This window comes from Anaerovibrio sp. JC8 (assembly GCF_002100115.1).
Lineage (GTDB): Bacteria > Bacillota > Negativicutes > Selenomonadales > Selenomonadaceae > Anaerovibrio.
Genome location: NZ_ANBM01000010.1, coordinates 59,725 through 80,782, shown reverse-complemented (window position 1 = coordinate 80,782; position 21,058 = coordinate 59,725). Strand labels below are relative to the sequence as shown.

Here is a 21,058-nt window from a genome sequence, read left to right as displayed (position 1 = left end):
AAATTTGGCGGGGCGTTCAACTCAACAATTTCAGCCTTGATATCAATATATATCAGGGCTATTTTTATGTCCAAAATTAAAAGGAGCTGCAGCTGCAGCCTTATCGTTCTTCTTCGATTTCCTCCAGCTTCTGCCGGAGTCCTTTTTCTATTGGATCTATTTTATCTCTGATATCATCAAGCGTGGTGCTTATCTGATTTAGGGACCAACGCAAATCTTTAATTTCCAGTAAACTATTATGTATTTTATGGGTCAATGTATCATAATCAATGTTGTTCATTACGGTAATTCAGTCCTAAGAAATTTATGGGGCTATAATTTTATGGGATTATACCTAATGGAATAAGAGTATTGAAAAATAAAGTATAAATGTGGTAGGAAGTATTATAGCCCCAAGGAGATATTATAGTTAAAAGAGTGAGTAATTGCAATGGTTTTATGGGTAAAAATGCCCATAAAAAGTTACAATAAAAAATCGGGGCCCGCCGCCCAAAATAAAAAGGGCCGCATCAGCAGCCCCAGTAACCGGAATATAGTGTAAGTGTCGTATGAGTTTGTTTTTTTTAGGTTTTTAAGATATCCCGGTTTACGTCTGGACAAAAAATGCGGGCTGCTGATGCAGCCCTGATCCAAAGTGTGTATAGGCTATTGAATAAATGGGAAACAATAGCCCACGCAAGGAAGGAGTATGGTGCGGACAATAAACCACACCACATGGAAAGGATTTTAAGACAAAAGCAATAGTTTTGTTAATTAATTATAACTTATATATTATTCAGAAATCAATAGTTTACACATGAAACTTTTATAAAGTCTTGTACCATTTTATAAAATCGTCCTTGTGTGCCCCGTAGTTGTTCCCGTCCTGGAACCATTGGGAGAACATGAGGAACCGCCGCCCCCCGGCGGAATATACCTCTTTCCAGTACCGCTTGCGGATTTTCTTGGGACAGCTTTTCCGGGACTGGCCCTTATTCAAGAGCCACAGGATAGGCAGACTCCGGTGGGTGTATTCCTTGCTTCCTTCCACGGAGCCATATATTTTCAGCTGTCTTTCGCTGAAGGTATATCCCGCATCCAGCAGATTCTTCATGGCAGCTTTTACAAACTCGCTGACAGTGAGGTTTCCTTCCGGAAGGGGCGGCTTGTTGGGGTGTCCCTTTACCGGTTCAAAGACATTTACACCAATAATCCTTAAAAGGAAAAAGGCTTCCTCCAGAAAGCAGTCCAGCTCCACGGCCCGGATGGTTCCCACCTTTTCTGGGTTGCCGTTTTTTACATTGTCCACATAGGCGGTGCCGGCGGCCTTGGCCTTGTCTATTAGCTTGGATTCAAGATAATCAATATCCGAGGCGGTGAAGCCGTCATCCTTGGTGGTTATGAGGATAATGCGGTTCCACCAGCATTTGTCTGTAAGGTGCTGGCGGGTACGCTTTTCCAAATCCCGGGCCTGTCCCACATAGACCTGTTCATCCGACAGCAGCAGATATACGCCGTATTTTCTGCAGTTGGCCCGCTCCATCAGGTGATCAATATACTGGCGGGGGGAATAATACATTTCTCCTGCTTGCCATGAGTTATCTTCAATATATATAATTCCGTCAAAATCCCCGCCGAAAAATAAGAGTTTAATGGTTTTTGTGTTCATAATCAGCCTAGTTTCTGCCAGTAGTCAGTTACCCCACGGGAGATAGCTGCAGCTATTTCTGTCTGGCGGGTCATAAGCAGCTTATCGTCCAAATCGTTGTCAATAAAGGCACACTCCACAAGGGCGGCGGGCATTGGGGTGGCCCGCAGTACGCAGAGCAGGGGGCGGCGCTTTAGTCCCCTGTCCGGAAAGGTGGGGTCAATTTTCTGCATGGCATCCACCAGCTGGTTCTGAATACACTGGCCAAGGGCATGGCCATCACCCACAAGGTCATACACCAAGGTTTCCGCCCCCCGGGCGGTGGTATCAAAGGCGTTGCAGTGGATGCTGACAAAGACATCCGCCCCCCAGCTGGAGGAAGCATCTATTACACTTTCCCCATATTCCGGGGCTTCCCCCGCAAGGTTATGGCTCTGCAGCAGCTTCACTTCACAGCCTGCCTTGGATAAAAAGCCCTGAACCAGCTTGCCGATGGCAAGGGCAATATCGCACTCACGCAAATTATAAAAGTCATTCAGTGCCCCTGGGTCTGGCTGACCACCTTGGGCGTGTCCTGGATTAATAAAAACCTTCATTTTTTAATCAGTTCCTTCCATATAATATATATGGCTCCTTTCATTCTTTTTCTTTTCGCTGGCCAGCATAAGGACTGCCGGTGCGACTCAGTATATAATACTGGGCCGGGCGGTTGGCCCCCTGACTTACCCAGCGGATAAAGCCCTTCTGGGTCAGCTCTCCACGGGCTTTTTTTACCGTAGAAATTGAGCTGTTTATGGCATAGGCAATTTCCGGTACGTTCAGACATATCGGATAGTTCCACCAGTTTTCATTTGCCCGGTACATAAGATAGTGCCACATGGCCTGAGCGCTGGGGGATATCCGGTTGCAGTTATGGGCTATATAGAAATGCAGTATTTCCATGATCCAGCCGGAATTGCTTTTTCTGGTCCCCATGATTATTCACTGAGGGGATGAATTTCAGAATGTCCGTAACCCTTGGCGTTTTTCACCAGCCAGGCTTTCCCCTCGTCCAATAAAATCATGGTCTTTACTCCAATTCGCAGGGCGGGGAAATCCTGTATCCGTGTGAGAACCCGGATGCTATGCTCCTTAATTCCGGTGAGAGCCGCAAAATCTTTTACAGTAACAAACATTTTTTCTTCTGGTTGCATAAAAAATACCTTCTTTGTCGTATATTTTAGTAAATATGATTTGAAATATTCCAAAAGCTACTACAAATATAACACAGCAAAAACGCACTGTCTACAAGAAAAGTAGTATAAAATGAAATTTTTATGGCTTTTTTTGTTAAAATATGGTATTCTCTTTTTAGTACAAAACTTATGGAGGTTTACAAAAGATATGCAGAGTTTTGGTGAAAAATTAAAAAGTCTAAGAGTGGATGTCAAGAGGCTGACTCTGGCTGAAGCTGCCAAACAACTAGGCGTTTCTAAATCCAATGTCAACAACTGGGAGCGGGGGATAGCAAAACCATCCCTTGAAATGCTGTGTAAACTGGCCAGCTTCTACAACTGCACTGTAGATTATCTTACTGGATATGAAAGAAAATCCAGCCATGCAAAAGCTATGGCCATATTTGAGAACCTGCCGGAAGAATATCAGGACCACATTGCGGCTATTATCGAGGATTATAATAATATGGTAAATGACAAGGCCTGACCTTCTATTACTAATATATTATTTTATCTTCTCTTATCTTATATTAGAGCCGCCCAAGGCCTTCGGTTTAGCGGGTCGGTGGACAGAGTGCGGTTATATAATGTCTGCACTTGATACCACACTGTGTACCACAGTACAGACCACACAGATACCCGCAGTGTATACCACAGTGGGCCTTTATCCACACCGAATAAACAGGTTATCAACAGCAAATTTGCACTTATGCACAGATTTTTCAAGGTTATCCCCATACAATGTAGTTTAAAGAACAAGGCACATACTGTATGGGTTTTTAAATGACTTCCTTGTCGTAGATATTGGGACAAAACCCCGGAAAAGGATTAAAATGTAGTTAGGAGGAAAGCAAAATGGCAAGAAGCAGTATACGGGGAAATTACGAAGGAACAGTCTTTTATAGGGAGAGCCGCAAAAGCTGGGTGGCCCAGATTACTCTGGGATATGATCCCAAAACTGGTCAGAGGAAGCGGCCGGTCAGATATGCCAAGACAAAAAAAGAAGCCCTTGAAAAATTAAAGGAGCTTCAGGAAAAATATGCACATAAAATCCATTTCGATGCGGACAAAATAACAGTGAGGGAATGGCTTAACAAGTGGCTTGAAACCTACAAGGTGCCAAAGCTCCGGGAGAATACCCAGGTGTCCTACAGACGCATTATAGATATCTGCAATGAGGCCATCGGGTATATGAAGCTGGAGAAGGTTCAGCCATCGGATCTGCAGAATGTTATTTATAATGTAATAGGCAAGGAGCATTACCGCAGCTGTCAGTATTTCCGCACTGTAATAAAGCAGGCTTTCGCCCGGGCGGTGAAGGAGCGGCTTATTATCACTTCACCGGCTGATGATTTGGAGCTTCCGGCCAAGCCGGACAAGAAGCCATTTTACAAGCCTACCCCGGAAGTCTGGAAAACTTTGATAGAGGCAGAGGTGGCACATTATGGCTGGAAGATGATTATTCTCACGGTCATGGTTACCGGGATGCGGAGAAGTGAGATATTGGCACTGACCTGGGACAGCTTCAATATTGTTAAGGAAAAGAATGTTATTAAGGGCGGAACTGTTACCATCAACAAGGCCATAGGCATTGGTGATGTGGATCCCAAGACGGGGCGGCGGAGAATTTATATTGACCAGACCAAGAGCAGCAGCGGTGTACGCACCCTGCCTATTCCCGCCGATTACATTCAGGAATTGCTGGCATATAAGAAGCACCAGAACAAGCTGCGCCTGAAAGCCAAGACCTGGGAGCATCCCGAAATGGTATTTACAACCTATGATGGAAGGTATTATAATCCGGATGTGTTCTCCAGTCTTTATTCCAGCGTATGCAAGAGATACGATATAAAGACCACATTCCACATGTTGCGTCATGACTTCGCCAGCAGCATGAACTCGTCCCATGAGTTTAATTTCAAGGATATCCAGCACCAGCTGGGCCACAGCAATATCCAGATTACTCTGGACACCTATACCCATCTTGAAGAAAAGGATATGGAAAAGGTGGATAATTGGGTTGATGGCCGGTTCAAAAAACTGGTTGGTAAGGGGACAGCCAATGACAGCCAAAAGACAGCCACGGGCAAATAAGATAAAAATTTTGCAAAAAATATAAAAGTTATGCTATAATAATTTCAAAGAAACACAAAATATTTTCCGATACAAAAGAAAAATATTAAGAAAATAGCTAATTTTCTTTGACTCAAAATCTGCCGTATGCAAATACGTGCCGGTTCGAGTCCGGCCTTCGGCACCACTTGAAAATAAAGGCTTCCGAGCATTCGGAAGCCTTTTCTTTTTGACAGCGAAAGGTCGTTTTGACAGCGAAATGACAGCGTTCAGGAAAATACGCATCACCACGAAACAACATAATCCCAAATTTTAAACCTATATGATTTCAAAGTGGGGAATTGAAGATTTTGGCCCAAAACGGGCCATTTTTTTGTGGCTGTAAAAGCAGAAAATTTGGCTGTACTTTGGCTGTATGGCAAAAATAAAAAACTGCCACACCGCGCAGCTACTGGGTTTGTAACTTGCGGAGCGGCAGTTTATGTGACTGCTTACGAGTGTTCCTTGCGGATTTCCAGTATCAGGGCATCCAGCTTGTCGCAGAACTTGTCCATGGTAGTCTGGAACCTTATCAGAAGATAAAAGGTTATGACTATCGGGAAGCCTACGGTGCTGACAGCCGATAAAATCTTTTCTTCCATAGGTTTACTCCTTTCTTTGATAAGAAAGCCCCCCTGCAGGCCGCTGGGCGAGCAGAGGGGCAATCATTGCGGCCACTTAGGCCAGCTTGGTGACAACGGTTTCCTTAAGATATGCGTTATGCACGCCGGTAACCTCAGGATAAGCCTTAAGGTCAACGAACTTCTGCATCATCTCAAGAGCCTCAGCCTTGGTCAGGCCAGCCTTTGGGTTGGCGATTACCACGGTCTTGAGCTTCTTAGGGTCGTTGTTGAGTTCATACTCACAGTAGAGTTTCTGTGCCATAATAAATCATCCTCCTTCCATTACTCAGTTACAAGTTTGTAGGTGTTGATACGGGTTACAGACTTCACTGGATAGGTCTGGACTGCAGCCAGAGCATCTGCAAGCGCCATGAAGTTGTCATCAGATACTTCGGAACTGATGCCGGAGAAGGTTACCACAGAGTAAGTCTCCTTGCCCCTCTCCATATCGGTTACAACCTTCAGCTTAATGGAGCTGGAGTCATTGGATTTGATGATCATATTCTTGACCTCCTTCATAAGATAAAATAAAACAAAATATTTTCCGGAGGCCTTTCACTCAACGCAAAAAGCCCGCGGAGCCATACCGCGGACTTTTCGCGGAATGACAATATATTCCTATCCCGGCCAGGAGAGAAATCAGGTAGTATAATAGTCATTCCGCAATGACATCATATTCGATTAATTAAATTATACACAGTTGTGGATAAAGTGTCAATAAGTGGAACGAAAATAAAAAAATGTATTCAAAATAAATACGAACAGGGCTGCTTTTTTCTTTTAATTTGTGTTATAATGGGTAAGAAATATAGTATTTATTTACCCAAGGTGTGATTTTATGCAGTATAAACTAGGCGAATTCTTTTCGGGCCCAGGAGGTCTTGCCTGTGGGGCGATGCAGGCTAAAGTGCGTGTTCCTGGAAAAGGCGAATGGAGTATTAAACACTCATGGGCAAATGATAGAGATGAAGATACATGTCATACATATAAGCGCAATATATGCAGAAATGACAATGCCAACAGTGTGATTTGCGCTGATGTAAGAAGTATTGACATCAGTGAGAATAATCCGTTGTTTAGGGATCATCCATTTGATGCGTTTGCGTTTGGCTTTCCGTGTAATGATTTTTCCAATGTTGGAGAGAAGAATGGTTTAGATGGAGAGTATGGGGCACTGTATTCTTATGGGGTTAAAGTATTAGATAAATTTAAACCAAAATGGTTTTTGGCTGAGAATGTTAGCGGTCTGACCAGTGCAAATGATGGCAAGGCCTTTTCTCAAATAATGAATGATATGAGGGAATGTGGCTATCATCTTTATCCGCATCTGTATAAATTTGAGGAATATGGTGTACCTCAGACCAGACACAGAATTATTATCATTGGTATAAAAGATGACATAAAGAAGGTATATTATCCGCCATCACCTAAAATGTATAGTGATATAGATGTTTCAGCGGAAAAAGCTCTGTCTGGTATTCCGCGTACAGCACCAAATAACGAGCCATCATTTATGACTGAAAGGGTAAGAGAGAGACTATCCTATATAAAACCAGGCGAAAATGCTTTTAATGCAGAAGAGTTAAAAAAGCATCCTGAGTTGCAGCTGAAAGTTAAAGGGGCCACAATCAGTCAGATTTATCGAAGATTGGTTCCTGATGCACCATCATACACAGTAACAGGTTCTGGCGGTGGTGGTACTCATATTTATCACTGGAAAGAACCGAGAGCATTAACTAACCGGGAACGTGCCAGATTGCAGACCTTCCCGGATGATTATGTGTTTATGGGCAATAAGGAAAAAGTCCGTCGTCAGATTGGAATGGCTGTGCCGGTTGCCGGCGCAAAAGCAATATTTGAAGCTGTTCTGAAAACAATGGCGGATGTGGAATATGACCATGTAGATTGTAACATCGATTTTAAAAATTAATATAAAAACCACTGTCGTTAAGATAGTGGTTTTTTTGTTCCTTGGATTACTCACTGTGATTACTCGGAACGAGTATAATTGTTTACAATATGTAAATAATTGTGCAATATATGTAAGAATAGAACAATATATGAAAAATATTGTGCAAATTTATAGAATATAATATAATGTGATTGAGGAGGTGCGCTATGGAAGAAAGCAAGCATGAACGTTTTATTAGACTGGCAACCAGTCGCACAGAAAAAATACTTAATATGATACGGTTGTTGGGTAATTGTGCCAATACATCAAATTATGAGTATACCTCAAAAGAAGTAGAGAAGATATTTGCAAGTATAAGAAATGAATTGGATGAACAGGAAGCATTGTTTAAATTAAATACTAAAAAAAGGAAGCGTTTTATTTTATAAGGGGGCTTATATATGAGTAATTGGCGTTTTCCACAAAATGATGGTGGGGAAAGAGAAGGAATTAATTCAAGCTATGCAGCAAAATTTCGTAGTTATCGTATTCCATCATTGGCAAGAGAAATATGCCAGAACTCTTTGGATGCCAAAAATAAGGAATTGGATGCATCGATTCCAGTTGTGTTGGAGTTCGAATCTTTCACAATATCAAGCAAAGAAATTCCTCAGTACGAAAAATATAAAGAATACCTAACTGAATGTTATGAATATTGGGTTGAAAAAGGCCAGCCAAATGAAATAGCAGCATTTAAGGAATCACTTGATTGTATTAATAAAAAGAAAATACCATTTCTTCGTATAAGTGACCATAATACAACCGGTGTGAGAAGAAATAATCACAGTGAATGGGAAAATTTAATCCGTTCCACTGGGTCGTCAAATAAAGAGGCTGGTGCGGGTGGAAGCTATGGACTGGGAAAAAATGCCCCATTTGCCTGTTCTATATTAAGAACCATATTATATAGCACCTATACCCTTGAAGAGGAACACTTACATCAGGGAGTAGCCCGTTTTGCTACCTTCGAGGATAAAGAAGGTAATGAATACAGAAGTGTTGGTTATTATTGTGAGGGGAAAAATGCCCCTGTAGATGGCGAATTGGTTCTGGACAAGAATTATAAACGCGAAGAAAATGACTATGGAACGGATATTTATATTGCTGGCTTTTCTGAACTGTCAGATGATGAAGACTGGGCAATAAAATTATTGGCATCAGTTATTGATAATTTCTTGTTTGCTATTTACAAAGGAGAACTTGAGATTAGGGCCGGTGGGCATATTTTAAATAAATCTACGATAGGAGATTTCGTTGATAAGTATAAGGACAAATTAGATTGCCAGGATTTGTACTATAATATTTTGACCAAACAGGAACCAGATGTTCATCATAAGAAAATCAATTTCCAGGGTATGGGTGATGTGGATATATGGATTATTGAAAATGACCCTAACTGCCATCACAAAATTAAAATGATAAGAAAGAACGGAATGTCTATTCAGGAATGGGATCGTTTTAAAAATGCCCCATTTGCCGGTATATGTTGGATTAGCGGAGAAGTAATTAATGAAAGGTTAAGGGAACTTGAAAATCCTGAGCACACAGACTGGATGGTTGATAATTTATTGGATAATAAAGCCAGACGGGAAGCAAAAAAATTATTGGATTCTCTGCGCAAAGAAATCAAAGCGTTTGTTGATGAAATATTTAACACTACAAATGTATCTGAAATGGATGTTGCAGGACTGGGAAGCATACTGCCGGATGAAGATGATGATGAAAATACAACAATCAATAATGGGGATGAAATATCATCTGAAGAGAAAGTACCTGATTCAACGGATACTATTGATATCATGGTAGATGAAGATCCTCATATAGCTCCGTTGGGCAATGATGATACACGCCTCGATGATGACAATACTGATATTCCGGCTGCGGATAATGGCGATGATGCTGGCGACGATAATGAACAGGATGAAGAGGACTGGTCAGAAAGCAGTGAATCTGATCCTGAATCTGAATCCGAGCCATCCCCTGAACCAGAGATACCATTATTTGATGATGTTGATACAGAGGAAAAAGGTGACAATACCGCTAATCATAAAATACTGGTAAATTTAAGCAGTTTAAGGTCGATTTGCCTTGATCCGCAAAATGGCAAATACCGTTTGCTGGTTGTACCAAGCAGGGATGCGGCTGACTGTGAAATGGAAATATATTTGTCTGCGGAAACAGAAATATATCCGGTAGAAATTATCAGCGCATCCATTGGCGATGAAATATTGCCTGTAAAGAATAATATTATAGGCAAGATGAAATTTGTTCAGGGTGAAAAAAAGATAATTGATGCCGTATTGGATACAGATATATATTGCTCAATCGAGGTGAAGGCTTATGAAAAGGCGTAGTAATTATTATCCTATCCCGCTTTTGGGAAGCACGACAGATAATTATAATGCCAGTTATTTTAAAACCAATATAGAAATAAAGCACGATATGTCTGATGTGGCAATAAGGGTTAAGACCGAGATGCATAATAAAGAACTGGAAAATCTTTTCAAAATTGGAAAAGTTGTAATCGGTTGCCATGTTGAATGCAAACAGACATGTTTCAGAAAAATGTATATATTATCGTCATTGGATGAAGTAATTTCAGTAAAAGATACCTTTTTGAACGGCAAGACGGAGGTCTCAACCTTTCTGATGGCAGCAGAAGATATCAATAATTTTGGCAGTGATGATTTTATTGAAGATTATAAAGGGCTGCAATTTAATGTTCAGCAGGGAATGATTCTGGGGATAGGTCACAGAGTTGAGTGCATTATTAATAAGACCTATGATGAATTTTCAGATAAACCTAGTATTTGCTCGGTTTTAATGGATTTAAGTGCTAAACAGGCAAGAATTGACACCAGCGATCAAAAAATACAAGTTTATTTGTCCAAGGAAGCATTTAATGCATACCGTTCTTTATCAAAAGACCCAAGATATAAAGAGGTTTTATACAGTATGTTGATAGTACCTGCGTTTATGAAAGCGTTTTACGAGCTAAAACAGGAAGGCGGTATAGAAACGGTTCAGGACAGCCGCTGGTATCTTAGTCTGAAAAATTACTATCTGAAGAATGGCAGGAATTTGGAGGCTGAAATTAAAAATATTGAACCCTATGAAGAAACTCAAAAACTCCTGCAGGACCCAGTATTTAACGGATTAATAAAACTTACAGAAATAGGAGTCGATAATAATGAAAGTTAAATACATGAACTCAGATTCTGTGGCAATGTGCCGTCGTAATGCCAAAAAAATATATGATGATGTGATTTGCTCAAACAAAAAGAGCTTGCATGAGCTTTTTGATGATGAGAGCATTATAAAAAGCATGTCGTTGGAAATCAAAGAATTTAAGTTAAAATGTTCAGGGGAAAATAAATTACAGGAAGATATATATAACGTTAAGGCGGTTTATGAATCCATGCAGGGACTCACAGATTCCCAGGCATCAGAGGAAAAACTGTGGGCTGCATATACATTGTCCGAGCAGCTTGATTATATGAAGAAGCGTTGGCCTGCAACAAATGAGCAGGCTGTTTGTACAAAATATTTATTTGGGTATGGTCCGCACCGTTCTTTGTTCAGAAATGGAATGTCACGGTTGTGGTGGATAGGAAGGGTCACAAAGGATGATAGTTACAGTGATCCGTATGAACTTACACAATTTGTTTGTACTCATACAGATGTTATCCAGTTTATTTGCGAGCAGCCTGTATGCCAGCAATACAATGTGATGCACGGTGTATTGAAGGCTTTGTATGATTTGGACAAGGCGTATATGGCAGAGGAAGAAAGCGGGATTCCGGATAAAGACAGAAAAGGGGTGAAAGTAGGGAAAATAATAATCCAGCAAACTGGTAAATATATGAATTTGTTATCGGGAACGTATTTGCTTGATTTATATGAAGAAGAAAAGATCTATAATATGGCAAAGTCATATATCATTAAGTTAAATAAAAAAATGCAGAAAAAGTGATATTCTTACATTAAAGGCAGCCAGAAAGAAAGCGGCTGCTTTTTTATTTTGGGAGTTTATATGAGAGTATTGCACCCAAAAGGACTCATACATAAAAAATGAGTGAGTCCTTGAATCATGTTGAATAATGGCCGAATCGGGATGGTTACTGACTAAAATTTGTTGTGTCTTGGACCTGTTTTTAGTGTTTCAAATATATCATTAAAAATTTGTTCTTCGGCATTATCATCGTAAAATTCGTAAATATCTATATCCCTTTCTTGGAAATAATATTTTTCGTTAATTTTTTTATAAAAATAAACGGCAAATTTTAGTTCATCTGTGAAGAAAAGACCTGTTGTTTGATATTGCTCAAACACATCGTTATAAGAACAGTAATCCCCGATTCCCCTTACCTCAAAGCCTCTAGGGCATTTGTTGAAGGGGAGGTTGTTTAATTCGATTATAGGGAAAACATCAAGATCTGCTTTTTCTAATAAGGATTCCATTGAGAGCCAATCGGCATTATTTATCCAGTAAGTATACAGGGTCCAGTCATCTTCGTTTGCCCTTCCTTGTTTTATATCGTCCTTAAAACCGCGTTTTAAAATGGAATAAAGTGTTTTTTTAAAATATGATGCTAAAATGATTTCTTCGTGATTTAGTAAGGGCTGTAAAATGTGATTTGGTAGCCATCTTGTGAATTCTTTATAATCATTGTTGGGTGGAACGTACCAAAATCTACCATTCCATATAGCTCCCATTTTTTTTATTTCTTCATGATCGTTATATGTTTTGGTTTTGTCTAGTGGAACCATAACTATTTCTCCAATTTGAATATGCCTATAGAGTCCAAATAAAAACTTTTAAAGGTATTTTCTGTGTCTTTGGAAATTATAGCATGATGTAATAATACTTACCAAAGGTTATTTCATAATATATAGATTCTCTGATAAGGTTAGAAGTAAGGAAAACGCTTGCTTTTTTGGCCCTGGCTGGTGGGCTGGGATAATACGGTCATTAAAAAGCGAAAAGGGTTTTATTGTTTCAAATAGAATAAATATAACTGCGATTTGTTTTTTTATGGAGGGGATAGTAATGCAAATTATTAAATGTGAAATGTGCGGAAGCAATGACCTTATTAAACACGATGGCGTATTTGTTTGTCAGCATTGTGGTTGCAAATATACATTAGATGAAGCAAGGAAACTTATAACGGATGGCCCTATTGAAGTTACAGGTACAATTACTATAAAGAAAGATAATCTTGCTCACATAAAGAAACTTGGTGATGAAGCGTATGAGCGTGGAGATTGGCAGGAGGCATATAAATATTACACTGAAGTTGTAGAAGACGATCCAGCTGATTATGAGCGTAAATTTAAGCGTATGATAGCATCTGCATCAGCTATTACTATAAATACACGTTCAGCAATTAATGGACCTATCAATCATCTTGATGAATATATTGAATCAGTGGAGAATGATACCGATTTATCATATAGTATCAAAGAAGGAAAAATAGTGTCGGCGTGTAGCCTGGTAACAAGTAGAGTCGTAAGCTTACATAATCTTGCTGTTGATGTGTATATAGACGATAATGAAAAAGTTATAGAGTCGTCATATAAAGAATTTCTTGATATTAGTTCAGAAATATTAAAACTACAGACATCATTGTTATCGTACGAAATAGCTGTTTTTGCAAACTATAAAAAAATGAAAGATGATATTTTATTGACAATGGATAATATTATATCTGAATTATTAGCGTGCACTAAAAAATATAATGATTCTATAGATAGGGGACTCACGCATTATATTTCCAATGAAGGGGCACAGTATTGCTATGATGTGGCGGAATTTATCTTGAACGAAAGAAGAAAAATAGAACCGGATTATATTCTTCCTTCAAGACTTGTTTCACCAACAAAAGGTGGTACTGGCGCACAAAAAGCTGGCTGTTATATTGCAACGTGTGTATACGGTTCATATGATTGCCCAGAAGTCTGGACATTACGCCGATATCGAGATTATTGTTTGGGATCCTCATGGTATGGTCGCCTGTTTATTAAGTGCTATTATGCTATCAGCCCACAAATTGTGAAAATTGTTGGTGATAAAAAATGGTTTAAAGAAATAGGACGAAGGAAATTGGATAAGTTTATTGAGAATTTAAATAAACAGGGGTACTCAAACACTTCATATAATGATAAACGTTAGAGATAGGGGGTGCTCTGGTAGTCCTTAGCTGTCATAATTGACAATATCAAAAATACCGTTTATACTCGAAGCAAGAAAAAGTCGGTGAATCTCTACCGTTAAGTGAGTCTTAAGAAATGTCGGTGAACCTCAGCCGTATAAATGAGGAACTAAAAAAGTAAGAGAGTCAGAAATGGCTCTCTTTTTGCTTGGAGAAATTATATTATTTAATTTATGGGCGGGGCGTATGCCGGGGGTGCGGCTGCGCTCTCTTTTTATGTCTGTGTGCAGCTGCGGCCCCGGCTGGTGGGTGGGGTCCCGCGAGGGAGAGAGGGCACGAAAGACTGGTCAGCTTTCGATAAGTTTGTCTATCGGACAGTAAAAGAGGGTGGCGGTCCTGGCGGGTCTGGTTTTACTTCCGATAGACGAAAGGAACTTATCGGACGCTCACCAGACTGCCTTATGAGCTGGGGACAAAACCCAGAGCATACAGGGGGAGTGTCGGTTTAAGAGCGTGACACGGCTGGATGCTCCATCAGGGTCCCCTGCCATACTCATAGTAGTAGCCCCAGAGTCGCCTCCCGCTTAAAATGGCTTTTGCCGTAACAAAAGCCAACCTACCGCGGGGGCAGTATGCGCCCGCTACTCTCTTAGAGAAGATGAGAAATAAAAAACGGGGGTATGACTACGCCACTCTGGGGTGTAGTGATACCCTCCGGGGCCTCTCTTATAGTCGTGGTTTTAGCGGTGGCTGGAGTGCGCGGACTGGAGAGAAGCAGAATAAGCTGCTGATGAAGCGGAGCGGAAGGGAGCGACAGGACAGTGACCGCTGATACTGGCCTGGTAGTTGGCACTGGCCCACATGCCGACAGTAGGGTATGGGTTCTGCTTGCAGGTTCCATACTCTACTGTTCGGAGAGAGCCTACGAGTAGGGCAGACGGGAAAGTTGGGTGGCTGGACGAATGGGAAGCCGCCCGGCTTTCACGGCTCACTTCCATCGGTGGCACCCAGTAAGTGGCTTTGGCCCATCGTTGGAGCTGGAGCCACGGTCTGGGGCCGGGGCGGGAAGCCCATAAGAGGGGGCGGTTGTGGGTGGCTTCCTTTATACCCTTTCCAATAGAAATACCCTGGCTTTTTTTAGCCAGGGTATTCATTTTCTGTCTGCTTCCGTGTGTTCCTTGCGGATTTCCAACTCCTTGGCATCCTCGCCAACAGGATTAGCGGCGCCAATCATTCACAGGACCAACTGCGTTGCCGAGAGGGCCAGTGCCTTTTGGCGGGTCGCAGGTGCCCAGTGGGCCAGTTTCGTTAACAAGAGCAGGTGGAATCTCAGGAGGAACAGTTCCACCTGATACATTCTCCATTGCCATGATGTCCAGTTCCATCTTGTTCATCATCTCTGCCTTTTTCATTTTCAGCACCCCTTTCTTTGTTGTTTATGTTTTTCTTTTCTTGCCTATACATACGACTAAATACTCAGAGTATTACTAATAATACATATTTTTTATAACACATTTATTATATTTTGGATTTAAGAAGTGCAATAGAAATCCCCTGACTTTGTAGCCAGGGGATCTATTTATATCTTCTGCCTGATTCTTGGAGAGGAGAAACAAGCAGATAGAAGGAGATGGGCGATATATTAATTCCTCTAAATCCACTTAGAAGAAAGGACTGTTATTTTTTATGCAGCCTTCTTTGGCTCCTGTGGAGTCTGCTGTGGAGTATCCTTCTTAGGGCTTGTGATATCCTTTACTAAATCAATAATATCACGGATGATCTGGAAAGGCTTACGGCGTGGGCCATGAAGGCGAATGCGTGGGCGGCCACCGGCTACCTGATTTAATTCCATTTCGTTGAGTTCATATTTCTTGTTCATAATATTTATCTCCCTTCTTTATGGGCTGTGCCCGTTTTGTTTTATCTTTTATGTCCATACTTACGGATAATGAAATGATGTATTACAAAAAATAAAAAAAGGCCCTGCCTGTTTTTGAAAGGGGAACAGGCAGGGGAGAGAATGAGTAGAAGTGTGTAATTTTATATTACATTTACACATACGATCAATATGGGAAAGTATTACATTATTTTTAAATATAAGTATTAGGTCCTAGACAAAATTTATTTAATTGTTATAATAGTAAAGTCGTCTATTTTTATAATTAGGAGGATGAAAATGGATAAAAAAGCAACACTTGATAAGGTAGATGAGATTATTTACTATGAACTGTCGAATAATGCCCGTATTACCATAAGTGAATTATCTACCAAGGTTTCAAGGTCAATGCCAGCAGTCAGTGAGCGGATAAAGCGGCTGGAAAAGGATGGGTATATTGCAGGATATACCGTGGTTCCTGGGAGAAAACTGTCCGATGATCTGCCCGTGACCATGCAGTCCATGATTAAGATGCAGAAGCGTGACCAGTGGGATGCTTTTCGTATTTACCTTGATTCCAACAAATATGTTATATGGTATGGCAGTTCTGCAGGGCAATATGATTTTATAATTCAGACTGTGGGCAGGGATACAGACCATATGGCGGAGATATTGGCACAAATACATTCATTTCCCGGTGTGGTGAATATGGAAAGCTGCCTGATTTTGGAGCAAAAAAGAAAAAATAGTGCAAAGTGCTAATAAAATAAGGGGAAACGCCATAAAAAGAGGCTGTTTTTCTTAACATATTAGTACAATTTGGAAAAGCTATTATTAGTGAAGCAAAAAGGAGAGGTTTTGCTTGCTAATTATTAGCTAATTGCAATTTGTCATAAAGGGCTGTATCCCTTATAATAAAAGCGTTGTAGGCACATTGTCTCATTATTGGAGGGGAAAATTTGGGACACTATAACGCATTAATCATTAGGGGGAGTTTTTAAATGACATTTGGTGGTAATCTGAAAAGACTGCGTTTGATAAGAGGATTTTCAGTTACAGAAATTTCATGCAGCATAGGGGTTGAAGAAGCTGTTTATACAGGCTGGGAGTCAGGAGTTGGGGAACCCTGGCTGGACGACCTTCGCCTTTTGGCGGAACAGTTCACTTGCCCGATTGATGTTCTGGTGGACAGCAGCTTTGATTACGAAATGTATGTGGAAGTTCTGCGAAAAAAGAATATGATTTAAAATGAATTTGGCGTGCCGTTGCTGGCATGCCTTTTTAATATTCCGTCATTATTCAAATTGAGTAATTTATACACTCAATTTGTTTATTGAACAGTCAAAAACGATTTGTTAAACTGAAAGCAAGAAAAAGGAGCGTGAATGCAATGGCAAAAAAAGAAGAAAGATATGAAGAAGAAATGGACGAAATGGACGAAATGGACGAAAGAGATGAAATAGAAGGAAAAGAAAGTGCTTTGTTAAAATTTGGTGAACATCTTCAGAAAAAACGTAAGGAAAAATTTAGAACTCAGGAGGAATTTGCCAAGTTGCTTCCCATGCCTTTGTCTAGCTATAGCCAATATGAGCAGGGGAAAAGGTGGCCTCGGTCTATTTTAACTTTAAAGCGTATTGCTTCACTGTTGGATACCAGTATAGATTATTTGCTAAATGGCCATAATTCTGCAACAGATGATTATTTGGGATATGTACGGGATTATATAAAAGACAGTATCCATCCAAATGAAATATTAGAAACTAATATTGATAAGGATGTAGATTGTGTTATAAAAACGCCCCGCGGCGATATAGAAATTCCATACAGCCATTATGAACACCTGATAGAGAAGGCTGACTATAATTTTCGGGAAACGCTGAAAGAACAGATACGCGAAGAAATCGATAGTAAACGTGCCGAGCTGGCGGGGGAGAATGAAACCTCAAACTTTGAAATTGAAGTACTGTGTCAACATCTTGGCTATGATATTAATGTGATTAAAGATTTGCTGTTCTGGCAGTTCAAGGGCGAGCCCTATAGAAATAATGATCTGGCTTTTATAATATACAATTTATATTTTTTCGGACTTCATACAGATGAATTTGTGCACAACCTATATGGCAATTTACATTGGTACATGGCACAAGCACATGCATTTATATTTGGATATGATATGGAGGAAAATTATTGGTTAAATAAAGATAACGGTTACAGTCACCCATTTGACGAAATTGGGTTACCTCCAGAGGATTGGGAAGGTCGTTCAAAAATTTTTGGTAGAGAACCCCTGGACAAGGAAATAGATAAATACATAAAAATAGGACTGTACACTTATTGGGAGCTTTCAGAAGATAATCAAAAATGGCTGGAGAATACTTCCCTGCCAAGGGTTAATTTTAGCACTTTATTTTTCTTTAATGGGCTGGCTAAAATACAGCCTAAGAATGTGCCGTTGAAAGATAATAAAAGAGTAAAATATCTGTTACGTGATTAATACAACGGGGAGATGACAACAATGAACACAGTAATATATAGCAACAGCGGCTACCAAGAGCTTACAGTTGATGGCATGCTCCGCAGCAAGAGAATGATTTATATAGAGGGCGAAATCAATGATGCAATGGCGGTGAAGGTTTCCAAGGAGCTGAGCCAGCTGACTAAGGAAGACGCCACTGAACCAGTGAAGATTTTTATTAACTCTGGGGGCGGCAGTATTGACGCTGGTATGGTGATATATGACATTATCCAGAGTGCCCCAATGCCCATAAAAACCTATTGTCTGGGTAGGGCCTACAGCATGGCGGCGGTGCTTTTCTGCTGTGGTGGCCATGGCCGTTATCTTCTGCCCCACAGCAAGGTCATGATTCATGAGCCATTGATTCCTTACGGGGCTGGGGGAAAGACTTCCTCTGTTCAGACCATTGCGGAGGATTTGAAGAAAACCAAGGAAGAAATGGTGGATATCCTTTCAAAGCACACGGGCCAGACCAAGCGCAAGCTGCGGAGAATTACCCTGAATGATGCCTATTTTAAAGGGGAGGAAGCGGTAAAATTTGGCCTTGCAGATAAAGTGATGGGATTTGCTGAGATGATGGAGGCGTGAATTATGGATAAGAATATAAATGAAATATTCCCTCTGGGGGAGGATAAGCGGTGCCATATTTCCACGGACTGCACCAAGACGGGACTTAACAATAACATCATGGTGGTAGGGGGCTCCGGCTCCGGTAAGACCGTCAGTGTTCTGCTGCCTATGATTTGCAATCTCGAAAACTCCAATGCGGTGGTGGTTCACACCAAGCGTGGTATTTACGACAAGACCAAGAAGCTGTTGGAGGAAAAGGGATACAATATACTTTTTGTGGACCTTAATGACCCAACCCGAAGCCCTTACGGCTATGATCCGTTGCTCCAGTGCAATTCTCTTACGGATGTGCGGAATCTGGCCCACACAATTGCTTATAGTGAAATTTCAAAAAATGATTTACCCAAAGATCCTTTCTGGTTGCAGAGTGCGGAAAGCCTTACTTATTTGGTTTTGCGTTACGTTTATGAAGGCCATTATAGCAAGGGGCGTTCCATGAAAGAGGCATTGTATTTGCTGGACCGTTTGATGTATAAAGATGACAGTGATTTTGAAACGCTCCCTCCTACACTGAAGGACTTCAGAGAAGGGAAATACACATGTAGAGATGGAACAACAAAGAATAGCATATTGGAACGTGAAAGGGATATGAAAAGGGAACACCCTCTTCATTATGAAATGCGCAAATGGTATAAATTCGACAAGGATATCTACGAAATATGGAAGCGTTTTCTGGGCTTGGGAGAAGTTACCGGCGCAAGTGTAGCCACCAGCACAATGATACCAATAAATACCATGTTTACCGATGAAATCAGATGTCTGTTTAAGGGGAATCTCCCTCAGGTGGATGCCAGAGAACTGCTTAAGCCGAAGACTGTGATATTTATTTATATATCACCAGTGAATACGGCCCAGCACCGCTTCTGTTCCATATTGTACCAGCAGCTTTTCAAGCGCCTTTTTGAATTGGGGGAGGGGGGAGCAGATGGCGTATTACCACACCCAGTCCAGGTCCTCTGTGATGATTTTGCCACGGGCTGTAAGGTGCAGGACTTCCATGAACTGATTTCCATCTTCAGAGAAAAGGGCATATCTGCCACCATGCTTGTTCAGTCTGAAACCCAGCTTTCCGCCATGTACGGCAAGGAGAATGCAACCACCATCATCAATAACTGCGATACATATATTTACCTTGGGGGAATGGATGTGGACACTGCCACTAATGTGAGCAAACGCCTGAACTGCCCAATGAATGATGTGCTGAATATGCCTATTGGACAGGAATACTTCTTCCGCCGTGGCCAGAAGCCAGTGGTAACCAAGCGGTATGATATTAATAGGGATTTGAAGGAAAAGAAACTGAGTATGAAGGAAATGAGGACGTGTTAGAATGATATATTTTACCAGTGACCTGCATCTTGGGCACAGGGCTGTAATATATATGCAGAACAGGCCCTTTGCAGATGAAAATGAAATGAACCGTACCATCATAGCGAACTACAACGCAGTGGTACACAAAAATGATACAGTCTATATTCTGGGAGACATTGCCCACCGTATAAAGGCGGAGGAGACCAATGAACTTATATCCAAGCTCAATGGCAAGAAGTACCTTTTAAAGGGAAACCATGACAAGAAATACGACCCTTCGCTTTTTGAGGAAATAAGGGATTTCATGACCATTGTATATAAAGGGCAGTCCATTTCATTGATGCATTACCCGATGCTGTCCTGGCCCAAGAGTCATTATGGCAGCATTATGCTCCATGGGCACATGCACAATGATGAATCATATAATCTGGAGAATCGCAAGGAAGGCATCCTCAGATATGATGTGGGAGTGGATGCCAATGGATTTTATCCCGTGTCAGTGGAGCAGATAATTGAGTTTTTTGGCCTTAAAACTCAGTAAATTGAGTATTAAATTTCAAAATTTAATATTGAGGCAAAATGCAGGAAATGAGGACACGTTAGGAGAATTTCAAAAGGATAGAGTCATTTTATATTACATTATTGTGGAGGCATAAAATGCGTGATGTGACAGATGAGAAATACGCTGAGGCATATGAAAGATATCAAAAAAATTTTGTTGCTCAGATGAGCATTGAGTGGAAATTTGATGCTGAAAAGCTGAAAGATGCCAATTCTGGTACTTCTGTAGAGGAAGCAGACAATATAATTGCTGACTATATGAAGGATTATGGTTTTTACTACAGCAAGGATTTTGGCAGTTATGTATCAGAAAAAAATTACAACTGATGGAGAATTGAAAAAGGTCATTGATGGTCTGATTACTGATAACCTTTGGATTGCTTCATGCCTTGAAATATTTAATAGCCGAAGACTTGAAACTCACGATTTGAAAGCATTATGGGATGAAATGGACAGAATTGACGGGAAAAAATAAATCACTGGACC

29 protein-coding genes are annotated in these 21,058 nt (G+C 40.7%); 18 read left to right on the top strand and 11 right to left on the bottom strand.

The window, feature by feature from the left end; genetic code table 11:
- Window positions 1-100: 100 nt before the first annotated feature.
- From D081_RS10300 to D081_RS10280, 5 genes are all read right to left on the bottom strand, one after another.
- Window positions 101-280 carry a hypothetical protein gene (locus D081_RS10300; RefSeq protein ID WP_085024092.1) on the bottom strand — a complete coding sequence of 60 codons (180 nt, stop codon included), beginning with the start codon at window positions 278-280 and terminating at the stop codon, window positions 101-103.
- Window positions 281-805: 525 nt separating this feature from the next.
- The gene (locus tag D081_RS10295) at window positions 806-1,558 is read right to left on the bottom strand and encodes a GIY-YIG nuclease family protein (protein ID WP_158087647.1); all 753 of its coding nucleotides are present in this window, start codon (window positions 1,556-1,558) and stop codon (window positions 806-808) included.
- A 92-nt stretch (window positions 1,559-1,650) separates the two neighbouring features.
- On the bottom strand, window positions 1,651-2,223 hold the full coding sequence (locus D081_RS10290) for an N-acetylmuramoyl-L-alanine amidase (RefSeq protein ID WP_085024090.1): 573 nt from the start codon (window positions 2,221-2,223) through the stop codon (window positions 1,651-1,653).
- Between the two features lie 40 nt (window positions 2,224-2,263).
- Window positions 2,264-2,569: a helix-turn-helix domain-containing protein gene (locus tag D081_RS10285; RefSeq protein WP_255375013.1), complete on the bottom strand. Its 306-nt coding sequence runs from the start codon at window positions 2,567-2,569 to the stop codon at window positions 2,264-2,266.
- Window positions 2,570-2,604: 35 nt separating this feature from the next.
- Window positions 2,605-2,820 carry a DNA-binding protein gene (locus tag D081_RS10280; RefSeq protein WP_085024088.1) on the bottom strand — a complete coding sequence of 72 codons (216 nt, stop codon included), beginning with the start codon at window positions 2,818-2,820 and terminating at the stop codon, window positions 2,605-2,607.
- 190 nt (window positions 2,821-3,010) lie between these two features.
- Here D081_RS10280 and D081_RS10275 point away from each other — a divergent pair, with 190 nt between their 5' ends.
- Window positions 3,011-3,328 carry a helix-turn-helix domain-containing protein gene (locus D081_RS10275; RefSeq protein WP_158087646.1) on the top strand — a complete coding sequence of 106 codons (318 nt, stop codon included), beginning with the start codon at window positions 3,011-3,013 and terminating at the stop codon, window positions 3,326-3,328.
- A 368-nt stretch (window positions 3,329-3,696) separates the two neighbouring features.
- Entirely contained in the window at window positions 3,697-4,935 is a 1,239-nt protein-coding gene (gene xerC, locus D081_RS10270; protein ID WP_085024086.1) for a tyrosine recombinase XerC, read from the top strand.
- Between the two features lie 470 nt (window positions 4,936-5,405).
- Here xerC and D081_RS10265 read toward each other — a convergent pair whose 3' ends face one another.
- The 3 genes from D081_RS10265 to D081_RS10255 form a co-directional block, all read right to left on the bottom strand.
- On the bottom strand, window positions 5,406-5,555 hold the full coding sequence (locus tag D081_RS10265; RefSeq protein WP_071997202.1) for a YvrJ family protein: 150 nt from the start codon (window positions 5,553-5,555) through the stop codon (window positions 5,406-5,408).
- Between the two features lie 76 nt (window positions 5,556-5,631).
- Complete coding sequence (locus tag D081_RS10260; RefSeq protein ID WP_085024085.1) at window positions 5,632-5,838, bottom strand: DUF2922 family protein; 207 nt, start codon at window positions 5,836-5,838, stop codon at window positions 5,632-5,634.
- Window positions 5,839-5,858: 20 nt separating this feature from the next.
- Complete coding sequence (locus tag D081_RS10255) at window positions 5,859-6,077, bottom strand: hypothetical protein (RefSeq protein WP_085024084.1); 219 nt, start codon at window positions 6,075-6,077, stop codon at window positions 5,859-5,861.
- 337 nt (window positions 6,078-6,414) lie between these two features.
- Between D081_RS10255 and D081_RS10250 the strand changes: the two genes are divergently transcribed.
- The 5 genes from D081_RS10250 (at window position 6,415) to D081_RS10230 (ending at window position 11,500) form a co-directional block, all read left to right on the top strand.
- Entirely contained in the window at window positions 6,415-7,506 is a 1,092-nt protein-coding gene (locus D081_RS10250) for a DNA cytosine methyltransferase (RefSeq protein ID WP_085024083.1), read from the top strand.
- 188 nt (window positions 7,507-7,694) lie between these two features.
- On the top strand, window positions 7,695-7,916 hold the full coding sequence (locus D081_RS10245; protein ID WP_085024082.1) for a hypothetical protein: 222 nt from the start codon (window positions 7,695-7,697) through the stop codon (window positions 7,914-7,916).
- A gap of 12 nt (window positions 7,917-7,928) precedes the next feature.
- Complete coding sequence (locus tag D081_RS10240; RefSeq protein ID WP_085024081.1) at window positions 7,929-9,881, top strand: hypothetical protein; 1,953 nt, start codon at window positions 7,929-7,931, stop codon at window positions 9,879-9,881.
- Window positions 9,868-10,728, top strand: a complete 861-nt coding sequence (locus D081_RS10235) for a hypothetical protein (RefSeq protein WP_085024080.1) — start codon at window positions 9,868-9,870, stop codon at window positions 10,726-10,728. Before D081_RS10240 ends, D081_RS10235 begins: the two co-directional genes overlap by 14 nt.
- On the top strand, window positions 10,718-11,500 hold the full coding sequence (locus tag D081_RS10230) for a DUF6339 family protein (protein WP_085024079.1): 783 nt from the start codon (window positions 10,718-10,720) through the stop codon (window positions 11,498-11,500). Before D081_RS10235 ends, D081_RS10230 begins: the two co-directional genes overlap by 11 nt.
- A 152-nt stretch (window positions 11,501-11,652) precedes the next feature.
- Here D081_RS10230 and D081_RS10225 read toward each other — a convergent pair whose 3' ends face one another.
- The gene (locus tag D081_RS10225; RefSeq protein WP_085024078.1) at window positions 11,653-12,297 is read right to left on the bottom strand and encodes a DUF5710 domain-containing protein; all 645 of its coding nucleotides are present in this window, start codon (window positions 12,295-12,297) and stop codon (window positions 11,653-11,655) included.
- 280 nt (window positions 12,298-12,577) lie between these two features.
- Between D081_RS10225 and D081_RS10220 the strand changes: the two genes are divergently transcribed.
- The 3 genes from D081_RS10220 (at window position 12,578) to D081_RS13030 (ending at window position 14,755) form a co-directional block, all read left to right on the top strand.
- Window positions 12,578-13,699 (top strand): CFI-box-CTERM domain-containing protein, encoded by a 1,122-nt coding sequence (locus D081_RS10220; RefSeq protein WP_085024077.1) that lies wholly within the window; start codon window positions 12,578-12,580, stop codon window positions 13,697-13,699.
- A 638-nt stretch (window positions 13,700-14,337) separates the two neighbouring features.
- Window positions 14,338-14,511, top strand: coding sequence for a hypothetical protein (locus D081_RS12715; protein WP_158087645.1), 174 nt, complete (start codon window positions 14,338-14,340; stop codon window positions 14,509-14,511).
- Between the two features lie 118 nt (window positions 14,512-14,629).
- Complete coding sequence (locus tag D081_RS13030; protein WP_255375012.1) at window positions 14,630-14,755, top strand: hypothetical protein; 126 nt, start codon at window positions 14,630-14,632, stop codon at window positions 14,753-14,755.
- 141 nt (window positions 14,756-14,896) lie between these two features.
- Here the strand turns inward: D081_RS13030 and D081_RS10210 are convergent, their stop codons facing one another.
- Both D081_RS10210 and D081_RS10205 read right to left on the bottom strand, forming a co-directional pair.
- Entirely contained in the window at window positions 14,897-15,091 is a 195-nt protein-coding gene (locus D081_RS10210; protein WP_085024075.1) for a hypothetical protein, read from the bottom strand.
- 272 nt (window positions 15,092-15,363) lie between these two features.
- A complete protein-coding gene (locus D081_RS10205) occupies window positions 15,364-15,558 on the bottom strand; it encodes a hypothetical protein (protein ID WP_085024074.1) in 195 nt (64 codons plus the stop codon).
- 297 nt (window positions 15,559-15,855) lie between these two features.
- On the opposite strand from D081_RS10205, the gene D081_RS10200 reads away from it, so the two are divergent.
- The 8 genes from D081_RS10200 (at window position 15,856) to D081_RS12710 (ending at window position 21,047) form a co-directional block, all read left to right on the top strand.
- Window positions 15,856-16,317, top strand: a complete 462-nt coding sequence (locus D081_RS10200) for an Lrp/AsnC family transcriptional regulator (protein WP_158087644.1) — start codon at window positions 15,856-15,858, stop codon at window positions 16,315-16,317.
- Between the two features lie 239 nt (window positions 16,318-16,556).
- A complete protein-coding gene (locus D081_RS10195; RefSeq protein WP_085024072.1) occupies window positions 16,557-16,802 on the top strand; it encodes a helix-turn-helix domain-containing protein in 246 nt (81 codons plus the stop codon).
- A gap of 143 nt (window positions 16,803-16,945) precedes the next feature.
- Window positions 16,946-18,049, top strand: a complete 1,104-nt coding sequence (locus tag D081_RS10190) for a helix-turn-helix domain-containing protein (RefSeq protein WP_085024071.1) — start codon at window positions 16,946-16,948, stop codon at window positions 18,047-18,049.
- A 21-nt stretch (window positions 18,050-18,070) separates the two neighbouring features.
- Window positions 18,071-18,658 (top strand): ClpP family protease, encoded by a 588-nt coding sequence (locus D081_RS10185; protein ID WP_158087643.1) that lies wholly within the window; start codon window positions 18,071-18,073, stop codon window positions 18,656-18,658.
- Between the two features lie 3 nt (window positions 18,659-18,661).
- Window positions 18,662-20,029 carry a type IV secretory system conjugative DNA transfer family protein gene (locus D081_RS10180; RefSeq protein WP_085024069.1) on the top strand — a complete coding sequence of 456 codons (1,368 nt, stop codon included), beginning with the start codon at window positions 18,662-18,664 and terminating at the stop codon, window positions 20,027-20,029.
- Between the two features lies 1 nt (window position 20,030).
- Window positions 20,031-20,552 carry a metallophosphoesterase gene (locus D081_RS10175; protein WP_085024068.1) on the top strand — a complete coding sequence of 174 codons (522 nt, stop codon included), beginning with the start codon at window positions 20,031-20,033 and terminating at the stop codon, window positions 20,550-20,552.
- A 116-nt stretch (window positions 20,553-20,668) separates the two neighbouring features.
- On the top strand, window positions 20,669-20,899 hold the full coding sequence (locus tag D081_RS10170; protein ID WP_085024067.1) for a hypothetical protein: 231 nt from the start codon (window positions 20,669-20,671) through the stop codon (window positions 20,897-20,899).
- Entirely contained in the window at window positions 20,874-21,047 is a 174-nt protein-coding gene (locus D081_RS12710) for a hypothetical protein (protein WP_158087642.1), read from the top strand. The genes D081_RS10170 and D081_RS12710 overlap by 26 nt, the downstream gene beginning before the upstream one ends.
- Window positions 21,048-21,058 lie beyond the last annotated feature (11 nt).

What these genes read in the sequence shown, in the direction of transcription:
- D081_RS10285 (WP_255375013.1), bottom strand. Translation starts at nt 2,569, where the DNA reads ATGGAAATACTGCATTTCTATATAGCCCATAACTGCAACCGGATATCC.
- D081_RS10210 (WP_085024075.1), bottom strand. Translation starts at nt 15,091, where the DNA reads ATGAAAAAGGCAGAGATGATGAACAAGATGGAACTGGACATCATGGCA.
- D081_RS12715 (WP_158087645.1), top strand. Translation starts at nt 14,338, where the DNA reads ATGAGAAATAAAAAACGGGGGTATGACTACGCCACTCTGGGGTGTAGT.
- D081_RS10250 (WP_085024083.1), top strand. Translation starts at nt 6,415, where the DNA reads ATGCAGTATAAACTAGGCGAATTCTTTTCGGGCCCAGGAGGTCTTGCC.
- D081_RS10295 (WP_158087647.1), bottom strand. Translation starts at nt 1,558, where the DNA reads ATGTATTATTCCCCCCGCCAGTATATTGATCACCTGATGGAGCGGGCC.
- D081_RS12710 (WP_158087642.1), top strand. Translation starts at nt 20,874, where the DNA reads ATGTATCAGAAAAAAATTACAACTGATGGAGAATTGAAAAAGGTCATT.
- D081_RS10190 (WP_085024071.1), top strand. Translation starts at nt 16,946, where the DNA reads ATGGCAAAAAAAGAAGAAAGATATGAAGAAGAAATGGACGAAATGGAC.
- D081_RS10235 (WP_085024080.1), top strand. Translation starts at nt 9,868, where the DNA reads ATGAAAAGGCGTAGTAATTATTATCCTATCCCGCTTTTGGGAAGCACG.
- D081_RS10220 (WP_085024077.1), top strand. Translation starts at nt 12,578, where the DNA reads ATGCAAATTATTAAATGTGAAATGTGCGGAAGCAATGACCTTATTAAA.
- D081_RS10300 (WP_085024092.1), bottom strand. Translation starts at nt 280, where the DNA reads ATGAACAACATTGATTATGATACATTGACCCATAAAATACATAATAGT.
- xerC (WP_085024086.1), top strand. Translation starts at nt 3,697, where the DNA reads ATGGCAAGAAGCAGTATACGGGGAAATTACGAAGGAACAGTCTTTTAT.
- D081_RS10175 (WP_085024068.1), top strand. Translation starts at nt 20,031, where the DNA reads ATGATATATTTTACCAGTGACCTGCATCTTGGGCACAGGGCTGTAATA.
- D081_RS10195 (WP_085024072.1), top strand. Translation starts at nt 16,557, where the DNA reads ATGACATTTGGTGGTAATCTGAAAAGACTGCGTTTGATAAGAGGATTT.
- D081_RS10255 (WP_085024084.1), bottom strand. Translation starts at nt 6,077, where the DNA reads ATGATCATCAAATCCAATGACTCCAGCTCCATTAAGCTGAAGGTTGTA.
- D081_RS10180 (WP_085024069.1), top strand. Translation starts at nt 18,662, where the DNA reads ATGGATAAGAATATAAATGAAATATTCCCTCTGGGGGAGGATAAGCGG.
- D081_RS10280 (WP_085024088.1), bottom strand. Translation starts at nt 2,820, where the DNA reads ATGCAACCAGAAGAAAAAATGTTTGTTACTGTAAAAGATTTTGCGGCT.
- D081_RS10230 (WP_085024079.1), top strand. Translation starts at nt 10,718, where the DNA reads ATGAAAGTTAAATACATGAACTCAGATTCTGTGGCAATGTGCCGTCGT.
- D081_RS10275 (WP_158087646.1), top strand. Translation starts at nt 3,011, where the DNA reads ATGCAGAGTTTTGGTGAAAAATTAAAAAGTCTAAGAGTGGATGTCAAG.
- D081_RS10185 (WP_158087643.1), top strand. Translation starts at nt 18,071, where the DNA reads ATGAACACAGTAATATATAGCAACAGCGGCTACCAAGAGCTTACAGTT.
- D081_RS10245 (WP_085024082.1), top strand. Translation starts at nt 7,695, where the DNA reads ATGGAAGAAAGCAAGCATGAACGTTTTATTAGACTGGCAACCAGTCGC.
- D081_RS10205 (WP_085024074.1), bottom strand. Translation starts at nt 15,558, where the DNA reads ATGAACAAGAAATATGAACTCAACGAAATGGAATTAAATCAGGTAGCC.
- D081_RS10240 (WP_085024081.1), top strand. Translation starts at nt 7,929, where the DNA reads ATGAGTAATTGGCGTTTTCCACAAAATGATGGTGGGGAAAGAGAAGGA.
- D081_RS10290 (WP_085024090.1), bottom strand. Translation starts at nt 2,223, where the DNA reads ATGAAGGTTTTTATTAATCCAGGACACGCCCAAGGTGGTCAGCCAGAC.
- D081_RS10170 (WP_085024067.1), top strand. Translation starts at nt 20,669, where the DNA reads ATGCGTGATGTGACAGATGAGAAATACGCTGAGGCATATGAAAGATAT.
- D081_RS10265 (WP_071997202.1), bottom strand. Translation starts at nt 5,555, where the DNA reads ATGGAAGAAAAGATTTTATCGGCTGTCAGCACCGTAGGCTTCCCGATA.
- D081_RS10225 (WP_085024078.1), bottom strand. Translation starts at nt 12,297, where the DNA reads ATGGTTCCACTAGACAAAACCAAAACATATAACGATCATGAAGAAATA.
- D081_RS10200 (WP_158087644.1), top strand. Translation starts at nt 15,856, where the DNA reads ATGGATAAAAAAGCAACACTTGATAAGGTAGATGAGATTATTTACTAT.
- D081_RS10260 (WP_085024085.1), bottom strand. Translation starts at nt 5,838, where the DNA reads ATGGCACAGAAACTCTACTGTGAGTATGAACTCAACAACGACCCTAAG.